17 protein-coding genes are annotated in these 16,967 nt (G+C 28.0%); 1 reads left to right on the top strand and 16 read right to left on the bottom strand.

Features of this window, described 5'->3' with window-relative positions:
* Positions 1–46: 46 nt before the first annotated feature.
* From K292_RS0102190 to K292_RS0102175, 4 genes are all read right to left on the bottom strand, one after another.
* Positions 47–715 carry a nucleotidyltransferase domain-containing protein gene (locus K292_RS0102190; RefSeq protein ID WP_027398467.1) on the bottom strand — a complete coding sequence of 223 codons (669 nt, stop codon included), beginning with the start codon at positions 713–715 and terminating at the stop codon, positions 47–49.
* 51 nt (positions 716–766) lie between these two features.
* Positions 767–1,801 (bottom strand): amidohydrolase family protein, encoded by a 1,035-nt coding sequence (locus tag K292_RS0102185; RefSeq protein WP_027398466.1) that lies wholly within the window; start codon positions 1,799–1,801, stop codon positions 767–769.
* Positions 1,802–1,834: 33 nt separating this feature from the next.
* Complete coding sequence (locus tag K292_RS0102180; RefSeq protein ID WP_027398465.1) at positions 1,835–2,434, bottom strand: TetR/AcrR family transcriptional regulator; 600 nt, start codon at positions 2,432–2,434, stop codon at positions 1,835–1,837.
* A 94-nt stretch (positions 2,435–2,528) separates the two neighbouring features.
* Positions 2,529–2,744: a sporulation initiation factor Spo0A C-terminal domain-containing protein gene (locus tag K292_RS0102175; RefSeq protein WP_027398464.1), complete on the bottom strand. Its 216-nt coding sequence runs from the start codon at positions 2,742–2,744 to the stop codon at positions 2,529–2,531.
* Positions 2,745–2,893: 149 nt separating this feature from the next.
* On the opposite strand from K292_RS0102175, the gene K292_RS0102170 reads away from it, so the two are divergent.
* Positions 2,894–3,202 (top strand): helix-turn-helix domain-containing protein, encoded by a 309-nt coding sequence (locus tag K292_RS0102170; RefSeq protein ID WP_027398463.1) that lies wholly within the window; start codon positions 2,894–2,896, stop codon positions 3,200–3,202.
* A gap of 110 nt (positions 3,203–3,312) precedes the next feature.
* On the opposite strand, the gene K292_RS0102165 is transcribed toward K292_RS0102170, so the two are convergent.
* From K292_RS0102165 to K292_RS0102110, 12 genes are all read right to left on the bottom strand, one after another.
* Positions 3,313–4,326: a methyltransferase gene (locus K292_RS0102165; protein ID WP_027398462.1), complete on the bottom strand. Its 1,014-nt coding sequence runs from the start codon at positions 4,324–4,326 to the stop codon at positions 3,313–3,315.
* A gap of 299 nt (positions 4,327–4,625) precedes the next feature.
* Entirely contained in the window at positions 4,626–6,497 is a 1,872-nt protein-coding gene (locus K292_RS0102160; RefSeq protein WP_027398461.1) for a WG repeat-containing protein, read from the bottom strand.
* Positions 6,498–6,615: 118 nt separating this feature from the next.
* Positions 6,616–7,959 carry a stalk domain-containing protein gene (locus K292_RS0102155; RefSeq protein ID WP_027398460.1) on the bottom strand — a complete coding sequence of 448 codons (1,344 nt, stop codon included), beginning with the start codon at positions 7,957–7,959 and terminating at the stop codon, positions 6,616–6,618.
* Between the two features lie 126 nt (positions 7,960–8,085).
* Positions 8,086–8,874 (bottom strand): hypothetical protein, encoded by a 789-nt coding sequence (locus K292_RS0102150; RefSeq protein ID WP_027398459.1) that lies wholly within the window; start codon positions 8,872–8,874, stop codon positions 8,086–8,088.
* Positions 8,875–8,910: 36 nt separating this feature from the next.
* Positions 8,911–9,765, bottom strand: a complete 855-nt coding sequence (locus K292_RS0102145; RefSeq protein ID WP_027398458.1) for a hypothetical protein — start codon at positions 9,763–9,765, stop codon at positions 8,911–8,913.
* A 313-nt stretch (positions 9,766–10,078) separates the two neighbouring features.
* Positions 10,079–10,480 carry a GFA family protein gene (locus K292_RS0102140; RefSeq protein ID WP_027398457.1) on the bottom strand — a complete coding sequence of 134 codons (402 nt, stop codon included), beginning with the start codon at positions 10,478–10,480 and terminating at the stop codon, positions 10,079–10,081.
* A gap of 251 nt (positions 10,481–10,731) precedes the next feature.
* Entirely contained in the window at positions 10,732–11,721 is a 990-nt protein-coding gene (locus K292_RS0102135) for a DUF4179 domain-containing protein (RefSeq protein ID WP_027398456.1), read from the bottom strand.
* Positions 11,718–12,281: an RNA polymerase sigma factor gene (locus K292_RS0102130; protein ID WP_037372221.1), complete on the bottom strand. Its 564-nt coding sequence runs from the start codon at positions 12,279–12,281 to the stop codon at positions 11,718–11,720. The genes K292_RS0102135 and K292_RS0102130 overlap by 4 nt, the downstream gene beginning before the upstream one ends.
* Positions 12,282–12,825: 544 nt before the next feature.
* The gene (locus K292_RS17635) at positions 12,826–14,289 is read right to left on the bottom strand and encodes a sensor domain-containing diguanylate cyclase (RefSeq protein ID WP_051280158.1); all 1,464 of its coding nucleotides are present in this window, start codon (positions 14,287–14,289) and stop codon (positions 12,826–12,828) included.
* A gap of 503 nt (positions 14,290–14,792) precedes the next feature.
* On the bottom strand, positions 14,793–15,647 hold the full coding sequence (locus tag K292_RS0102120) for a hypothetical protein (RefSeq protein ID WP_027398454.1): 855 nt from the start codon (positions 15,645–15,647) through the stop codon (positions 14,793–14,795).
* Between the two features lie 31 nt (positions 15,648–15,678).
* The gene (locus K292_RS0102115) at positions 15,679–16,485 is read right to left on the bottom strand and encodes a copper amine oxidase N-terminal domain-containing protein (RefSeq protein ID WP_027398453.1); all 807 of its coding nucleotides are present in this window, start codon (positions 16,483–16,485) and stop codon (positions 15,679–15,681) included.
* A gap of 125 nt (positions 16,486–16,610) precedes the next feature.
* Complete coding sequence (locus K292_RS0102110) at positions 16,611–16,928, bottom strand: hypothetical protein (RefSeq protein ID WP_027398452.1); 318 nt, start codon at positions 16,926–16,928, stop codon at positions 16,611–16,613.
* Between the last annotated feature and the right edge of the window lie 39 nt (positions 16,929–16,967).

Genomic DNA, 16,967 nt, shown 5'->3' with positions numbered 1-16,967 from the left:
TTCTTTTATTTTTTCTTTTTAAATTTATAATATAAAATAAAAACTTTTAATATGATTTTACAATATTACTACTCCAGCATATAATTTTATCAGAATACACAAGGAAATCATCCTCATTCACTTCTGATAGTTTTTTTCTGTCTATACAAATATTTAATATCTCTTTATCTACACCATCTAAAAATTTTATCAATTCGGATTTACTTACTAAATATTTGTTAGTTTCATCAAAATACTTAGCTTGCAAAACGAAAAATGCTGACTTATATAGTCCTGATAAAATATCATAATTTCTTTCATATAAGAAATTATGACAACTGGCATGATATATATTGCAAGCCCCTATTTTAACAGCACGTTTTATATCAGCTTTATCAATCATCGGTAGCAAATAATCTATATTTCCAAAGATTGGTTGCGTATCATAATAAAACTGAAATAATTCAGATTTCTCCCAATTTAATAATTCATTTTTACCGGAAATAAACCCGCAGGCTTTTTCACTATAAGGCATATGTGAAATTATATCTCTATATTTCTTTAAATCTTTTATAGTTAAATTATCTAAAATAACTACTACATCTATATCACTGCTTTCATTTGCTTCTTTTCGTTTATAACTGCCTTGTAAACCGATAAAAACAACCCTATTTCCATATTCATTTTTTATTTTTAATACAAATTCATCTAACCATTTATCTATAATAAAATTCATTTCTCCCCTCTTTCTCTTCTGTAAATAGTTTTATAATTTATTATAATCCATCTATATGTTAAGTAGATTTTTGGCATTTTCATATAAAATATGCTTTCTTGCATACTCATCTGCTTCTGTTGCAAGTAATACATTAGAAAGGGTTATTGCCTGCGGAAGTGCTGGCCAATCAGAGCCGAACAACAATCTTTCATATCCAACTTCATTAATCAAATATTTAATACTAGATTCAGTTTGACAAGATAGTTCTACATAACACGAAGGAAATTCCTTGATATATTCTGCAACAAGTTTATACTCTGCAATTCCACCATGTCCAAAAATAAACTTGAAATCTTTTGGTAATTCTTTTAATAATCTTCCAAAAATCTCTACCCTTGTAGATTTTAAAATTTTCCACATTAAATTTGATGTATTTTCACGTTTTATATGAGTTAATGCTCCTGTGTGAAGAAGTACTGGAAATCCAACTTCATAGCAAATTTTAAAAAGTTTTGTTAGAAGAGTAAAGTCATCTTTTAGCTCAATGTCAGTTATTTTTAATTTAAGACCCTTAAATCCAAGTTTTTTATAATTATAAATTTTTTCCTTCATTTCACTGTCATAAGGATGCACTGAACAAAAAGCTATAAATTTGTTTGGATAATCTTTAGATATTTTTAAGGCTTCCATAGAACGATCATATTTTTTAGTACTTAACGGAAGTACTACATTTGTTTTAATCATATTTTCATTTTGAGATTTAAAACAATTTTCATATGTGCCACCATTAGCCATATCTTTAAAAATCTTATAACCTTCAATTGAAAACTTTATTATAGGTAATATTCCCCTTTTTTGCTCATTAGGGTTTATTTTTTTCCAGTAAGGAACTGATAGATCCATATTTTCCATATCTGGCAGAGTCTTATACTTTAATTTCTTGCCAACTATATGTGGGTCTACTATCTTCAAAGGCAAAACATTTGACATGTGTGTATGAAAATCAATAATATCAAGTTTACCATCATAATCTAGCATAAAATCTCCATCATTATTAAGTTTCAAATATTTTACCTTACTGACAAGTTGCTGTTTTGTCATCATATTCAATTCCTTCCTTATTAAAAATTATGAGATCTACATAAATCCTTTAATTAATATGTCAATAATTTTTGCAATTACCGTATTAATGCTCTCTCCTTCTTTAAACTCATAATTTTCAATACCCACAATACAAGTTGTAAATATATATGCTGCAATTCCAACATCTAAATCTTTTCGTATTTCTCCATTTTTTATATATGATGATATACATTCTTTAATTAGACTATAGCTTTTAGGAATTTCATTTTTTAAAACAATCCTTCTTACTTCCTGAGGACATTCATTAATAAACTTATTTTTAATTTCTATCAGTTTTGAATCACTACTTTCAAACTTATTTGCTTCTTCCAATAAGTTTATAAGATATTCTTTAAAATCCATTTCATTTACATATTTCTGAAATTCTTTTAAAATATTCTTTTTTTTATCTCCCATTTGACAAAATATATATATATATAAATCATCTTTATTCTCAAAATATTGATAGAAACTCCCCTTAGGGATTCTTGCATTATTTACAATACTATCTATGGTAACCTTTTTATAATGTGTTTTATACAATTGTAAAATGGCAGAATCGAGAATCCTATTTCTTTTTTCATCTGGTAAATTAAAAAATGTATCTTTAGGCATATTATTACCTTCTCTTAACAATTTGATATGACTAATAGTCATATTATCATGTATTTTTCCCCTTGTCAATTGTACTTAACTTTCAAGTATCATTTTACTTTTTTAACTTCACAGCCATGTATTTTATAAATTCTTCTGATGTAGGTATTTCATCTTTGCAAGGTATACATTCCTGTTTAATCTTTTCATTAGTAGATTTATTGGGATTTTTGTACGCATAATTTATAGCAGCCTGCATTTCTCTTTTTATATCCTCAATTGTAACACCATATCTTTTAGCAATTTTATGATATATATTATTTACATTCATTTTACTCACCACCGATTGCAATATTTAAAATCATATTTAATATAATTTTACAATTTTAAATATTGTATGTCAATGAATATAATACTTTAAATATTGTGAATATCTTATATGTAAAATGTACAATATTGTAAATAAGGAGGGGATAATATATGTATGAAGATTTCTTATCTGAACGAATTGCGAAATTAAGAACTATAAAAAATGTTTCTGCTCGTGATATGAGTTTATCTATTGGTCAAAATGAAAATTATATTAATCATATAGAAAATAGAAAATCAATGCCTTCTATGCAAATGTTCTTTTATATATGTGATTATTTCAATATTTCTCCAAAAGAATTTTTTGATGATAACACAAATAACCCTGCACTCATAAAAGAAATAATTGCCGATTTAAACACGCTTGATGAAAAGCAGATTAACAGTATACATGAAATAGTAAAAGGTCTAAAAAAATAAAGCAAGTGATTATAATAACCACTTTGCTTTTTTAATAAATAAGGATATTTTTATTTATTATTTTACTTTAAATTAATATAAAGTTTTTTAAACTATTATTAAAATTTAAATCATTTCTTTTTAAATAAATAATATGGATTGATTAAATTTTCTGAATTGATTAATTCTAAAAATCCTGCATGCTTGATTGCATTTGTAATAATATTATCACTTTTTAAAATGTCTAATCCATCCATATGAGAAGCAAGCCACCCAATGATACATTGACTTGGAGCAGTATAATCATCATTTATCTGGTGAGTATCAACATAAAAGTATCCTCCTGAATTCATAGCATTATAAATTTTTCTGCACATTTTCTCAACATCACCGCAAAAATCCAAAACACCTGATGCTATTATAAGATCATATCCACTTCCGATATCATCAGTTATAAAGTTTCCGGCATGTGTTTTTACTTGATTTAAAATATTATTTTGTGCAATCACATCATCAGCAACCGTTAAAATTTCTTTCTGATCATAAATAATAGCTTTAACAGATGGAAAATTTTTTGCAAGTTCTATTCCAAGTACACCACAACCTCCACCTAAATCAAGAGCTTTAATAGTGCTCTTATTAAAATCTGTATTTTCTTTTATTGCAGATAAAAATGTTTGTACTCTTCCTGAATAAAACTGATTAACGGCTACTTCAGCCATCTTTCTAAAATCATAAGAATCTGATCCAAGCGAGTCATTAAATGAAGAATAAGTAGGACCTAAACGAACAAAGGATTCCACATTATATAAATCCTTAATTTTATACCAAAACAGCATGTATTCCCCTAGATAATATTCACTATTCTTGTTTAAATACAATTCAACATCAGAGGCATTTTCATATTTATCGTCCTTTTTTATCAAATAATCCGCAGACGTCAATGCATTTAGCAGCAATTCAGAATTCCTTTTGTCATAACCTGTCTCTTCGGCAAATTGTATAGATGTCTTTGCATTACTTAAATGCGAAAATACCTCTAAACGAATTGCAATATAAACTAGCTGTGCTTCAACCAATTGGTTAGTTACTCCTAAAATACGCTTTGCACTCTGCGGCGGCATTTTATTAGAATCTTTTTTCATTAGGACCTCCTATTTATTTATAGTCTTTTTAAATAATGTTAACAGTTATATAAATATGAAACAAGCTCCCCCTGGGGATATCTTTTTATGTACTTTTTAATTACTAAATGCGTCATTGAAAATAAAATACATGAAATAGTAAAAGGTCTAAAAAAATAAAGCAAGTGATTTAATTTAATATCACATGCTTTATTATTTATAGATACCCCTTTATAAAACTATATTTTGCAATTTTTACTTTAATTATCACAGAAAAACTATTTTTAAGACACTATTATTTTAAAATATTAATATAATTTTTATTTTGAAGTTATAATTATCCTGCGCAAACTTCCATCCCATTTAACATCAGCTCCTAAATTTTCCGATACAAATCTAAGTGGCACTAAAGTTATTCCATCTTGTATAAAAGGAGCTGTATCTAACTGCATTTTTGTTCCATTTACATAAGCAATATCACTTCCTATAGTTAAGCTTAAATTCTTACTATCTTTACTAGCAGTTACAGTTTTTGTACTGCTATTCCATTCAACCTTTGAACCTAAAGATTCAAAAATTTTTCTAACAGGTATCATAGTTTTTTGATTTTTTATAGTAGGTTCAATATCAAAATATAATTCAGTTCCATCTAAATATACTGTAATTGGCTTGTTAACATTTTTTATATTGGAAAAGCTATCAGGAATTTTAAAATATCCAACACGAGAATTTTCACCTGTATTAGGATCTCTTATTGTCACAAAAGCATAGCCTGCATTTGTTAGTAAAATATCATCAAATATTGTGGGAAGTACTTCTGCCCCGTACTGATTAACAAGACCTACTTCATCATAGTAGTATTTATAAACAACTTGAAAATTATTGAAAAAATCACCTCTGTTTTCATACTTAAAGCCAGTCAAATTATTACCCTCTGAATCAAAGAGGGCAAATCTTTGATCATAATCATGAGGAGGCACAACACCTTCAGGATATTCTCCTGATTTTTCACCTAAATAAAGTTTATCACTGAGATAATAAAGAAAAAATTCTTTAAATCCAGTAAGCATATTTTCATTTTCATCTAAATATGCACCAACAGTTACACCATTTAAAACTTTTTCTACATAAATAAGGTTATTTGAGTCTTTATAATAATAAGAATAATCTTTAGTATCAATAATTTTTCCTGAAGAATCCAGCATAAAGGATTTATTTCCTTTATTAGCAATAAAAAATCCATTTTCATACCTAGGAGGATAATCACATTCAATAGGAAAAATTATATTACCTGCTTTATCAATAAGTCCCCATTTTTTATCAAGATATACGGTAGCTAATCCATTATTAAAATAATACACTTCATCATAGTTTGGTGAAATTACTTCTTTCCCTGATTTATCTATGAAACCCCATTTTCCATTTTTATATATACCTGCCAATCCTTCATTAAAAGGAGTAGCCTGGTCATATATGGCAGGTATGATTTCCTTTCCTGAGAAATCCAGGAAACCATATTTTTCATCTTTTATTACTGCAATTGTTCCTTCACTTACTCCAAAAATCCAACTATATGAATTTTCATTTAAATGATTACCTTTCAAATCTATTAAATCATACGTATCTTCATTTATTTCTGCTGAAAAAATGCCATCATTAAGAAAAGAAAAATCTTTATATTTCCCCTCCTTATCTTCAAATATCAGCGTTCCATTTTTATCAATTATTCCTTTATTTAAATTTGATTTTAATGTTACTGATGCATATCCATTATTAAAATCTCCTATTTTACTATAATCCTCTCCCTTTATTTCTTTAACTCCTGTAGAATCTATATATTTATACGAACCTCCTTTTTTTGCTACTATTATTCCATCTGAATAACTGGAAAAAATACTTTCATAGTCTTCTGGTTCTAAAACGATCTCTCCTTTTGAGTTAACAAATGCCGTCTTACTTGTATCATCATTTTTATCAAGCATAGTTAAGGAATAAGTTCCTGTTTCATCATTACTATTAATATAGTAATTTGTGCATCCCGGAAAATTATACCATGTAATATCTGTCCCAATATCACCAATTAATTTTTGCCCTTGAGTAACAGCATATGTATTGCTTGCTGACATACTTGTAATAATCCCAACTATAAGAAAGCAAGCGATTATTTTTATAATATTTGATTCACCTTTCACTATAACAACCCCTCTCAATTTTTCAATAAGTTTTATTGTTTCTGTTAAATTTAATTATAATTCAATACCTATATAATAAAATTTTTAAATTGCGCAGATTCTTAAATCAGTTATTTTTTTACTGATACATCCATGAAATATTTATAAACCCCTTATTAATACTTAAAAATGGCAAGCCATCACACTGGCTGTAAATTTCTCCTGTATACTTATTAAAGTAAATATTAAAATCAGGGAAAGAATTTAGCCTGTAAACATAATATCTTCCAACTGTCTGATTGGTATAAACAATGTCTTGAGGATCATAATCCTGGCAATTGTCATCAAAGGTGCGATTACATACCTTAAAAAAATTAAGTAAATCATTGTAATTTTCTACAGAAACGTCTTTAACTTTCATAAGTCCTTCCTCTACAGAATACATCTTTTCCTTTTTATTAGCTTTCTCAATTGTGACTATAGAAACATTGCTTACAGTTTTTTTCTTCCAATCTTCATACTTACTAAACTTAGAAATGTATTCAACGTCAGCAGAAAGAGCTTCAGCCACAAATCGTACCGGTACATAAATCTTCCCGTCCAGTATGATAGGTGTTGTATCAATTATTTTAATATTATTGTTTATACTTACCTTATTGCTATTTACAGTAAGATTAATTCTTGTTGCCCCGTCCGTTATATCAATGATTTTTGTATTTTCATCCCAGTCAACTTTTGCACCAAGTAATTCTGAAACAACCCCGATTGGTACAAAAGCGTTGTTTTTTATAATCTTAATATCAGGATTCGGCACAAATCCTCCATTTATCATAAGTAATCGGATAGAATCTTCTTCTGACACCTTCTCTGCTTCATTATTATGATATTCAACTTGATAAAAGCCATCATTAGAGACATAGGGATCATATATATCTATATTCATATCATTTTCAGTCCAAATGTTTTTTCCAAGTTCAAAATACTCTCCGTTTAAACAAATGAGTAATCTTTCATTATTTACATCAATCATTATAATTTCAGCACTTGCATTACTATCTTCCTCAGGTTCAGGCTGTATTACTTGTATACTGTCATCAGCTTTTATCTTTGTCACATTCTCTGAGACTTTATACTTTGATGTAAATTCTTTACCTGTAAGGTTATCTATAACATTGTATTGTTTAACCCATACAAATTCTGCATACTTTTTATATTCTGAATCAAATTCTCCTGTTGAAAAGACATTCATAGCAACATCAACAATTTTACCCAACAACTCCTCTGTATTATCTTTATTGCCCTCTATATTATTTTGAAAGCCAATAAATTCCTTGATTTTCCAGTCTCCATATAAAAACTGCTTTGTTGCGGTATTGATTTCCCTATCCGTTATTGAACTCTCTGTATTAGCTGCAAAAGATGCATCTGGCGTAAAAAGTCCAATTATCATTAACAAACATAAAATAAGAATACTTTTTTTCATTATCCGCTCCTTTCAAGTTCAATAATAAGCTTAACTCTTTTATTTATAACGCTTACTTAATAAATACACTAAAGTAACAATCCCTTTCCGTAGCTAAAGTAATTATATTGCTTTAATTATATATTATTATTGTGACTGATTTTTTAAATATTCACCTGCATCTTTAAAGCTCTTATTAAAAGTAAAACACACAATTTTATCTTTATTTTTACCCATTAGGAAACCCCTAATAATAACATTTCCATATTTGGAGTTATTCTCATCATTTACATTATACTCAACAACACATGTCTCATTTTTCTTTAATTTAATTGGACTATCCTCTGATACCTTTTCTAAAGGTATATCGTTAATAGTTATATTATTGATAAAATTAAACACCTCATCATGATACGGAAAATCCAATCCTGTAATCTCAGTATCTTTAGTTAAAGTATAAGTTTTTTTAATAACATCATTATCTTTCATAGTATGCATATATTTATTACATTGCATATTATCAGATGTAACAGTAATGCTACCTACATTTTCAGTAGTTTGGCTTTCGTCGCCCCATGTGATAAGTAAGTTATTTATCTCTAAATCATTGCCTATACCTGTCTCTTCATTCCAATAATCACAATTAATACCGATCTGGACAGTGCCTACTGTATATTTACCTTCAGATACTTTTTGTTCCTGATATAATACGCAATCAATACCTTCTGGAGCATTTGGGATTTGAATTTTTTTAATGTCTTTATCAAAGTCTTTAGGAGCTATGTAATATAAATAGACATCCATATCTTCTGAATAAATTAAATTCTTAACAAAAACCAATTTATCGATATTCGGTCCAAAATAACTGTTAGTGCTGCATCCAAACAAAGTAAACATCAATATTATTATAACTAATAAAACTAGTATTTTTTTCATTTTGATTTACCTTTCTCTTTTTTATATACATTTATTTTAAAATAACTCAACTTCTTCAGGAACAGGATTTTTTAAATCCGATATTGCAGTTGTATAAAACTCAAATGGTGTAAGCTTTGAGTCTGTATTTACTTTTAAACCGCCATTTCCATCAGGCTGATACCCATAATATTTTGTACCCACAAACTCGGGATATTTTGGTATTCCACAATTATTAGATTTATATAAAGCTACATTATTGGATGGGTATTTATCAGAGCCATCTGAAATATTAATAGCTGCCATTTCAAACAAAATAGTACTTACTCTGAAATCAGTGTATTGCTTTTGGTTATTATCAGGGTAATATTTATAAAAAAACCTGTTTTCTGAATATATTTGAAGACCAATATCATAATTAAAATTATTATAAATATTAAACGCTTCTTTTGTCCATTTAAAGGTTAATGGGAAATATGTTATATCTTTATATATTAAAAACGGATATGTTTCCTTGCTGTTATCTATTTTTTGGTTATTTACTGTAATAGGTATTTCTGCTATGTACGCGATTACTTTTGATGAATTTTTCTTATTATTTTTCGTTTCAGTAACAGTTGGAATTGAATCATCATTTCTAATAGAGATGTTTAAACCTTCTTCTTTAGTCCAGCTACTCTTTAATCCTATCAAATTACAAAAATCATATGTCATAGGCATGTAAGTAATATCTTTATATACAAGTAATGGAAATTCAGCAGTTGAGCTATCAACAACTGTACCATTTATCTGTACTCTAAATGTTGGAATATTTACAGTAACCATTTTTTCAGCTCCGTAGCTGATAACAGGCATAGTTTGAAAAACAATTAAGGTTATAACGAATAAAATAATCCCCCTATTTTTCTTCATGTTGCTTACCCCTTATATCAAAATTTTTAACATTATAAAATACTTGACATATTTATTCTATGTTTATAGAATAAATATGTCAAGTATTTATGCATAAAATTTCCAAAAATATTAATTATATATCTAAATCGTTGCTAATTGTAGAATTAAAAATAAGAAAATAAATAATTTAAAAACAAACATAATTAATATATACTAGCAATTACATTCTATAAATAATTATTTTATATTTTTATTTCTTTAATTTCTTTAATTTTTAAGGCTAAGAATGAATATAAATCATTCCTAGCCTTAATTAAAGAATCTTTTTAATTTACTCATCTTTAGGCAATTGATCAAATTGGGGAACTTTCTCTAATTCTTTATCCCAATTTGCCTTGTTTGCAAAATAGATGTGACCCTGTGGTCTTAAATATATATCACTATCAAGAGAACCTGCTGGAACTACGAGTAATTTTCCGTCGAACTGAAAATTTGGAAGTGCAGATCCACAATTAGGACAAAAGCTTTTTATATGTCCATCAAAATTAAAAGTTTTTACTTTATTTTTTCCCGATAACCATTTTAATTTAGCTTTAGATGAGAATAAATTAGCTGCGTGAGCTGAACCTGTATCCTTTTGGCATCTTTCACAATGACAAAGATAAAAACTTTCGAATTCTCCTTCAATTTCAAAAGTAATTTCTCCGCAAAGACATGATCCTTTATATTTCATGAAAAAAATCCCTTTCTAAAATTCAATAAAAAATTTATTTATCTTATTTAAGAATTAAATCTATTTAATTTAATCTAAAAAAAGATTCCTATTATACATTTTTATCCTAATCATTTCTACAACAACTAATATATACTCACACACTATAAAAGAAATATGAAATTTTCTCTCTATCTTTCTAGTTACAAAATCACCGAAAAATTCGCTTTTATTTATAAATGTTATTTTACTATATTATAACAAATAAATTATTATTGGTCTTCTAATTTTGTATATTTTATACCATCTATTTGTATTCCCATATAATCATCTAAATCTATAAGCCTTGTAAATGATCCTATTATCATTACTTTCTCATTATTTTCCTGATACATAGAGCCATGATATCCCATTTCATCGTCTAAAGTACCATCTTTATTAATAAGATCTATATTGTCTGCAGATTCTTCAGATTCATAATAATATCCAATTGGAGATAAATCAACACTTTTAAATCCTGATGCTGAATCAGGATAAAGAGTTATTACCTGCATATACTGAGGAATATTAAAATTCATGGAGAGTCCATTAAATTCTATTATTACAGGCTTTGTAAGATCTACATTTTTAAGTTCAAAGTCACATTTATATGCTTTATAGTTCTTATTTTTGTTATCATCAGTATACTGAAAAATCCCCATTGAACCATGATTTAAATCATCTTTAAATGAAGGCTTTATTTCTAACGCCAATGAAATATCTTTGTTGGCATTTTTAATAATTTTCTGTCCTTCTTTAGTAAGTGCTTCCATACTTAATATGAAAACGCATTGGTATTTATCAGAAACAACTCCTTCAATATTAAACTTTACATTTTCATTTTCAACACTTTGGGTTGTTTCTAAGGATCTGTCACTGTAAATTTCCTTATCATCCCCCCAATAAAGTTGTAATATATCCAAATTTGTAGCTGCTAACGCAGCTGTAGATAGAATCATAACTGCAGCAATACAAGCAATTGCCCTTCTAATATATTTTTTATTTTTGTTGTATACAGTTTTTCTTTCTTCTTCCTGTGTTATTAAAAACTCTGCTCCTAATTTTTTACAAACTTTTGATTTCAAACATTTCTCAGTTTCATAAGATATAGTTACTTTATTAATTCCTGATAAAAGTTTGTCCGTTCCTTCTATATCTAGATCATCAAGAATATTTAAAAATTCCATACTATTGTCTGGCATATTAATTTTTTTATTATTCATTTTTTAATACCTCCAATACCCCTTAATTTCTTTAGTGCTCTCTCATGCCTTTTTTCTACAGTTTTAATCTTCAAATTCATATCGTTGCCAATTTCTTTTAATGTCTGACCCAAATAATGCTTTCTTATGAGAATTTCGCTGTCTGGAAATCCCAAAGCTTTAATCTCATTAATTAGTTTTGATTTTCTCTCTGCGTCCAAAACTTGTTGTTCTACACTTACATTGTCAATCAATAGATCTTGCACGTCATCATTATATAAAGAAATTGCTTGCTGCTCTTTTATTTTTCTATTAAATAAATTTATTGCTCTCTGCTTCGTAAACACTGATAAAATAGCTTTTATTGAACCTTTTTTTAAATTGATCTTTTCCCTATTACAATAAAATTCATAAAAAATATCACTTACAAATTCTTCTATATCTTCTTTACTGCATGTTTGGGAAAGTTTACTATATGCAATTTTATAAACAAACCCCAAGTACTTTTCTGTTAATTCAATATACCCTTGCCTGGAATCTATATTTAAAAGTTCTAAAATACTTTCATCTGTCTCCCCCATTACTATACCTCCCTCTCTTTTACTAAGACGTCTCATCTATTATATTCAAAGTTATATAGAAAAACCCGACAAATTTTTTCAAATTATTTAAAAAAACTAACCCATATTAGATTATTTAGTGTTAATTTTACTTAAAACCTTATTATAAAAAATTAGATTCTAAAATCTTACAGTATTACGAGTTGAAAATTAAATATGATATTTAAGATGATATAAATCAAAATTACTTTTAGAAAATACTAACTAAATTAACAGAAGAGTTAAAAATATATTATTCATAAAGACTACAGTAAGACATCTTACAGGAAATCACCAGTTTTTTTATTAAATTATTAAATTTTCTCAGTCTTGTAAATTTTGCAAAATGTTATATAATAATTCTTTAAAATTAATGAAGTTTAAATATTATAAAATATAAAATGCCAAAACCAAATTCAATTGTAAATAAGATTTCGACATTTTTTATTTTTGAATTATATTAGTTATAATAGAAGCTATAATTATCAACACATTCTTATGACTGCTCTTTTCTGACATAAAATTTTTATAACTTTTCGTCCCGCCTGCAAACAGTGATTTGATTACGACCACCTTCTTTAGAACAGTACAATGCCTCATCAACTTTTTTTACCATTTCTTCTATACTAAGTTTCCCATTAATTTCAGTAATCCCTACACTGATAGTTACATTACAACAACTATCGTTTTCATTCAACTTCAATATATTCATAAACTGACTTAGGATTTGCTGGCTCTCTTCAAGTTTGAGATCTAATACTCCGATAAATTCATCTCCACCCCATCTAGCTGCTATTCCATAACCATTTAATACTTTTTTCAGTTCTTCCCCCACCATGGAAAGAATTGCATTGCCAAACACATGACCATATGTATCGTTAATGTCTTTAAAATAATCAATATCAAACATAAACAGAGTCTTTTTTCTTTCTCGATGATTACGGATAAATGATAAATATTGCTTATAAAACAATTTTCTATTTGAGAGCCCTGTCAATTCATCTGTATTTTCCATCACTACCATACGTTTATTATAATTTATAAAAACTATTGTAGTTACCATAATACATGCCACAAGGGAAATCAACATGAATATTACATTATCCTTCATACTTTCCTGGAACATACTACTTATTGAATTTGTATCTTTTTCCAAAACTAAATACCAACCAAGAGTGTCATCATACTTCGTTATAAGGCATTTTCGTTCGTTACCAGAAGTAAACCATTGTATTTTAGGCTTATCAGAATTATTCAGCACAATATCTTCTTTAATTCCAATACGCTTAGCTAATTCATTCTCTCCCACAAAAATATCAGTATTTCCCGAAAAAGAGGTCTTCGCCCCACCTACATTGATTATATAGACTGACATATCATAATCATTTTCATATAATCTAATGGTTTTCTCTATTGATGAAACTTGAAGTCCAACACCAATCACACCTAAAAGATTACCATTATCATCCTCCATGCGAAAGTTAACAAATACGGTGATATTATCGTTATTGGCTTCATTAGTATCCACCTCCAGATCATACTCACGACCAGATTTAATAAAATTATAATACCAAATATCATGTTCATCACTATCTGAAATTTTCTTATTAAAGCCATCTTGATAATAATAATTTCCGGTTTTTGCTGAAATACAAAACACAGTGGTATAATTATATTTCTCTTGATAAGTTTTTAGGTAATTATATAATTGTTTAAAATATGTATTATCTCCAATACTTCCTTCCTCTTGCAAAAACCAACCTTTAAGGAATTCATCATTTGCCATTGTTTTTGAAACCATCACTGGCTTTGTCATAGAGTTTTCAATATGCTTTGAAATATCAGTATCTGCAAGTCTTACAATTTTCTCTAAATGTTCTTCCACTAGATTCTGATATGTCCTAGTATCCCTATTTACGATACTTACAAATCCCGCTACTATAGAAATAATAATGATTAAATTGCTAATCAATAATATATGTTTTTTCAAATTGAGCTCCTTATCTTTTAATTACTGAATACATTAATTGCATGAAAAATTCTGCAAAATTTAATTAATGATATAAAATGTAATTTATATATTAGTTCATATATACAAGATTCTTACTTATTTGCTTTAATTATACATGTTTTATCAAGACTTTTCCATTAATATACATAAAACAAAACTAAATTCTGACATTTCCCAATTTTTATATATATAAATCTATTTAATCATAAGAATGGGCTTTCTTTATCAAGAATTAATTATAGCTTAAAAGATTAAAATAATAAATATTCTGCATAAATTTAGATAAAATTTTATTAGACCCAAAGAGTAAAAAAATTTATTTAAAAATTCATAATCTCAAATTATAAAAAAGTAATTTAATTAAATATTATTGTCTCTAATTAATAAACTGTTAATAAAAAATATTTTTAGTAATGTCAAAAAACAAAATAAGATTTCCATAAAAATGAAAATCTTATTATAAATTTATGAGAATTTCTTATTTAAATATCAAGGGAAATCCAATCAGCACCCTTTAATACATCCATATAATAAATCCTGCCACTATCACTGACGGCATAGTGAGATACCGCAGTATATTTTTGCCCATCTGCAGAATCATCTCCTGCTGAGAATGTAAAAGCATGTTCACCTTCAATAATTTCGTCACCAGTTTTTACAATTGTAGATACATTTTCGCCTTGAAAATTAATAGCATGCTGAACTAATTCAAAAGCATCTTCCTCACAAATTGGTTCATCACCTTTTACATTAGCATGTGCGGAATAAAAAGCACTGCCCATATAAGGAACATCTGCAGGGAATTCTTTTATTGGATAAAGCGCATCAAAAACTAAATCTTTACCGCCATTCATAGTATAATATACATTCTCAACACCTAAATTTTCTTTCAGCGTTCGCCATAAACTATCCATCATAAACCAGCGCATAGAATCACAATCAAAAAAGAAGAATTCTTCATATTGTTCACGATCATCAAGATTTGCAATCAAGGTAGAATCCTGCGCCCAATCAATATATATGTTTTCATCCTTATTGGAAACGGTAATGATGAAGTCAAGACCAGTTAATTGTGAAAGTCCTTTGGCTAGCGTTTTAGCTGTTAACTTACCTGAATACTTAAAAGAATGAGTTTGAAACTCGCCGGATTCACTGCCTGTTTCCATATTAGTATAGAGTATGGCAGTTTTTTTCTTTGATGTAGTCTTAATGTCAGAAGTTTGCTCTGAAACTATCTTATCAGAAGAAGCTGCGGATTTCTTTTCCTGTATCGTCCCGTTATTACCACACCCAGATAATAAAACACAAAGTACCAAAATTTCTACAAGTATTTTCATTCAATTACCCCCAAATTCTAAATTAATAACTTTATAAAAAATCCTCATATATGTTTCCAGTAAGACCAACCGCATAACGAGAGCTTGTATATGGAGCTTTCTTTACTTCAAAAATATAACATTCCTCTCCATTAACAAACTTAAGATCAACAAGTGTAATATTAACTGGTTCTTGGGTACTAATATTATCATAAAGAGAGGTTATTTTATCTCTAGTTAACAACATTGCAGCTTCCCCTGAAGAAAGTCCATCACCAGGATCACCTTCAATGGAATATTCTTCTGAATATATAATTCCATCAGGAAACTGACCTTCTCTTGTATCTTTTTTACTTTTTAAATCATCATCATAAGCCGCACTAAAAAGGAATACTGTTCTTGAAGTTCCATCCCATTCTACCCTAAAGCCTATAGTCTCAGCAATAAACCTCAAAGGTATCATGGTTTTTCCCTCTATAATTACAGGCGGAGCCTCTATAGTTACTACCTCACCTGTTACTTCACCAGTATCACCGTTATAATGATTGACTGTAACCTTTGGATCGTTTACGCTCATAACCAATAAAGGATCACCGCCAACTGGTGAATATACAACAATGCGTTTATCTTCTTTAAACCAATCAACTTTGCATCCGACAGCCTCTGACACTGCACGCAGCGGCACCATGGTTTTGCTATCAATTATAATCGGTGGAACATCAGTATAAAGTTCTTCACCGTCTATAAAAATTGAAATCTGATTAGCTGCATAAGTAGAGCTGCCACCAAATACTATTACCAACATTATCATTATAATAGATATAGTTAATTTTTTGTATTTTATAATATTTTCTTTCATTACTTCCCTCTTTCTTAATTACAAAATTTACACATACATAAAAGTAGTACAAACTAAATTACCTAATAGAATAAATAACCGCCATAATTATTAACTTTTTTTAATCAATACCTCCTCCTAAATAATCATGAAAATTGATATGTTTCCTTATAAAGTAAGCTTACTTTATAAAAATAATTTTTGCCATTAATTTCTGCATACAAAACATAGTCTGGACTGTATCCACGCCATGTATGCCAATCACCACCTTCTCTTATCGGTTGATTATCACTATAATCTCCATTTATCAGCAATAATGTACCTATAAATAGTAGTACCGCAACGATAAGAGTCAAGACTCCCATACATATCAGAATAGTCCATACTTTTTTTTGGAACTTTCTTTTGAGGATAATTCCTGTGATAAGAATTGTCAATCCAATGATTGCAAAGAATATAAACATAATTAAAGCTCCCCCTAAAACTGACCTTTCATTTTTATT

The organism is Anaerovorax odorimutans DSM 5092 (genome assembly GCF_000426305.1).
In the GTDB taxonomy this organism is placed as follows: Bacteria; Bacillota; Clostridia; order Peptostreptococcales; family Anaerovoracaceae; genus Anaerovorax; species Anaerovorax odorimutans.
Note: the sequence above shows the minus strand (reverse complement) of the source record. Positions and strands in the feature narration are given on the sequence as shown.

Excerpts from the sequence above, each read along its gene's own strand:
- K292_RS0102145 (WP_027398458.1), bottom strand. The coding sequence starts at position 9,765 with ATGAAGAAAAATAGGGGGATTATTTTATTCGTTATAACCTTAATTGTT.
- K292_RS0102140 (WP_027398457.1), bottom strand. The coding sequence starts at position 10,480 with ATGAAATATAAAGGATCATGTCTTTGCGGAGAAATTACTTTTGAAATT.
- K292_RS0102110 (WP_027398452.1), bottom strand. The coding sequence starts at position 16,928 with ATGTTTATATTCTTTGCAATCATTGGATTGACAATTCTTATCACAGGA.
- K292_RS0102185 (WP_027398466.1), bottom strand. The coding sequence starts at position 1,801 with ATGATGACAAAACAGCAACTTGTCAGTAAGGTAAAATATTTGAAACTT.
- K292_RS0102190 (WP_027398467.1), bottom strand. The coding sequence starts at position 715 with ATGAATTTTATTATAGATAAATGGTTAGATGAATTTGTATTAAAAATA.
- K292_RS0102150 (WP_027398459.1), bottom strand. The coding sequence starts at position 8,874 with ATGAAAAAAATACTAGTTTTATTAGTTATAATAATATTGATGTTTACT.
- K292_RS0102175 (WP_027398464.1), bottom strand. The coding sequence starts at position 2,744 with ATGAATGTAAATAATATATATCATAAAATTGCTAAAAGATATGGTGTT.
- K292_RS0102120 (WP_027398454.1), bottom strand. The coding sequence starts at position 15,647 with ATGAAAATACTTGTAGAAATTTTGGTACTTTGTGTTTTATTATCTGGG.
- K292_RS0102155 (WP_027398460.1), bottom strand. The coding sequence starts at position 7,959 with ATGAAAAAAAGTATTCTTATTTTATGTTTGTTAATGATAATTGGACTT.
- K292_RS0102115 (WP_027398453.1), bottom strand. The coding sequence starts at position 16,485 with ATGAAAGAAAATATTATAAAATACAAAAAATTAACTATATCTATTATA.
- K292_RS0102130 (WP_037372221.1), bottom strand. The coding sequence starts at position 12,281 with ATGGGGGAGACAGATGAAAGTATTTTAGAACTTTTAAATATAGATTCC.
- K292_RS0102170 (WP_027398463.1), top strand. The coding sequence starts at position 2,894 with ATGTATGAAGATTTCTTATCTGAACGAATTGCGAAATTAAGAACTATA.
- K292_RS0102135 (WP_027398456.1), bottom strand. The coding sequence starts at position 11,721 with ATGAATAATAAAAAAATTAATATGCCAGACAATAGTATGGAATTTTTA.
- K292_RS0102165 (WP_027398462.1), bottom strand. The coding sequence starts at position 4,326 with ATGAAAAAAGATTCTAATAAAATGCCGCCGCAGAGTGCAAAGCGTATT.
- K292_RS0102180 (WP_027398465.1), bottom strand. The coding sequence starts at position 2,434 with ATGCCTAAAGATACATTTTTTAATTTACCAGATGAAAAAAGAAATAGG.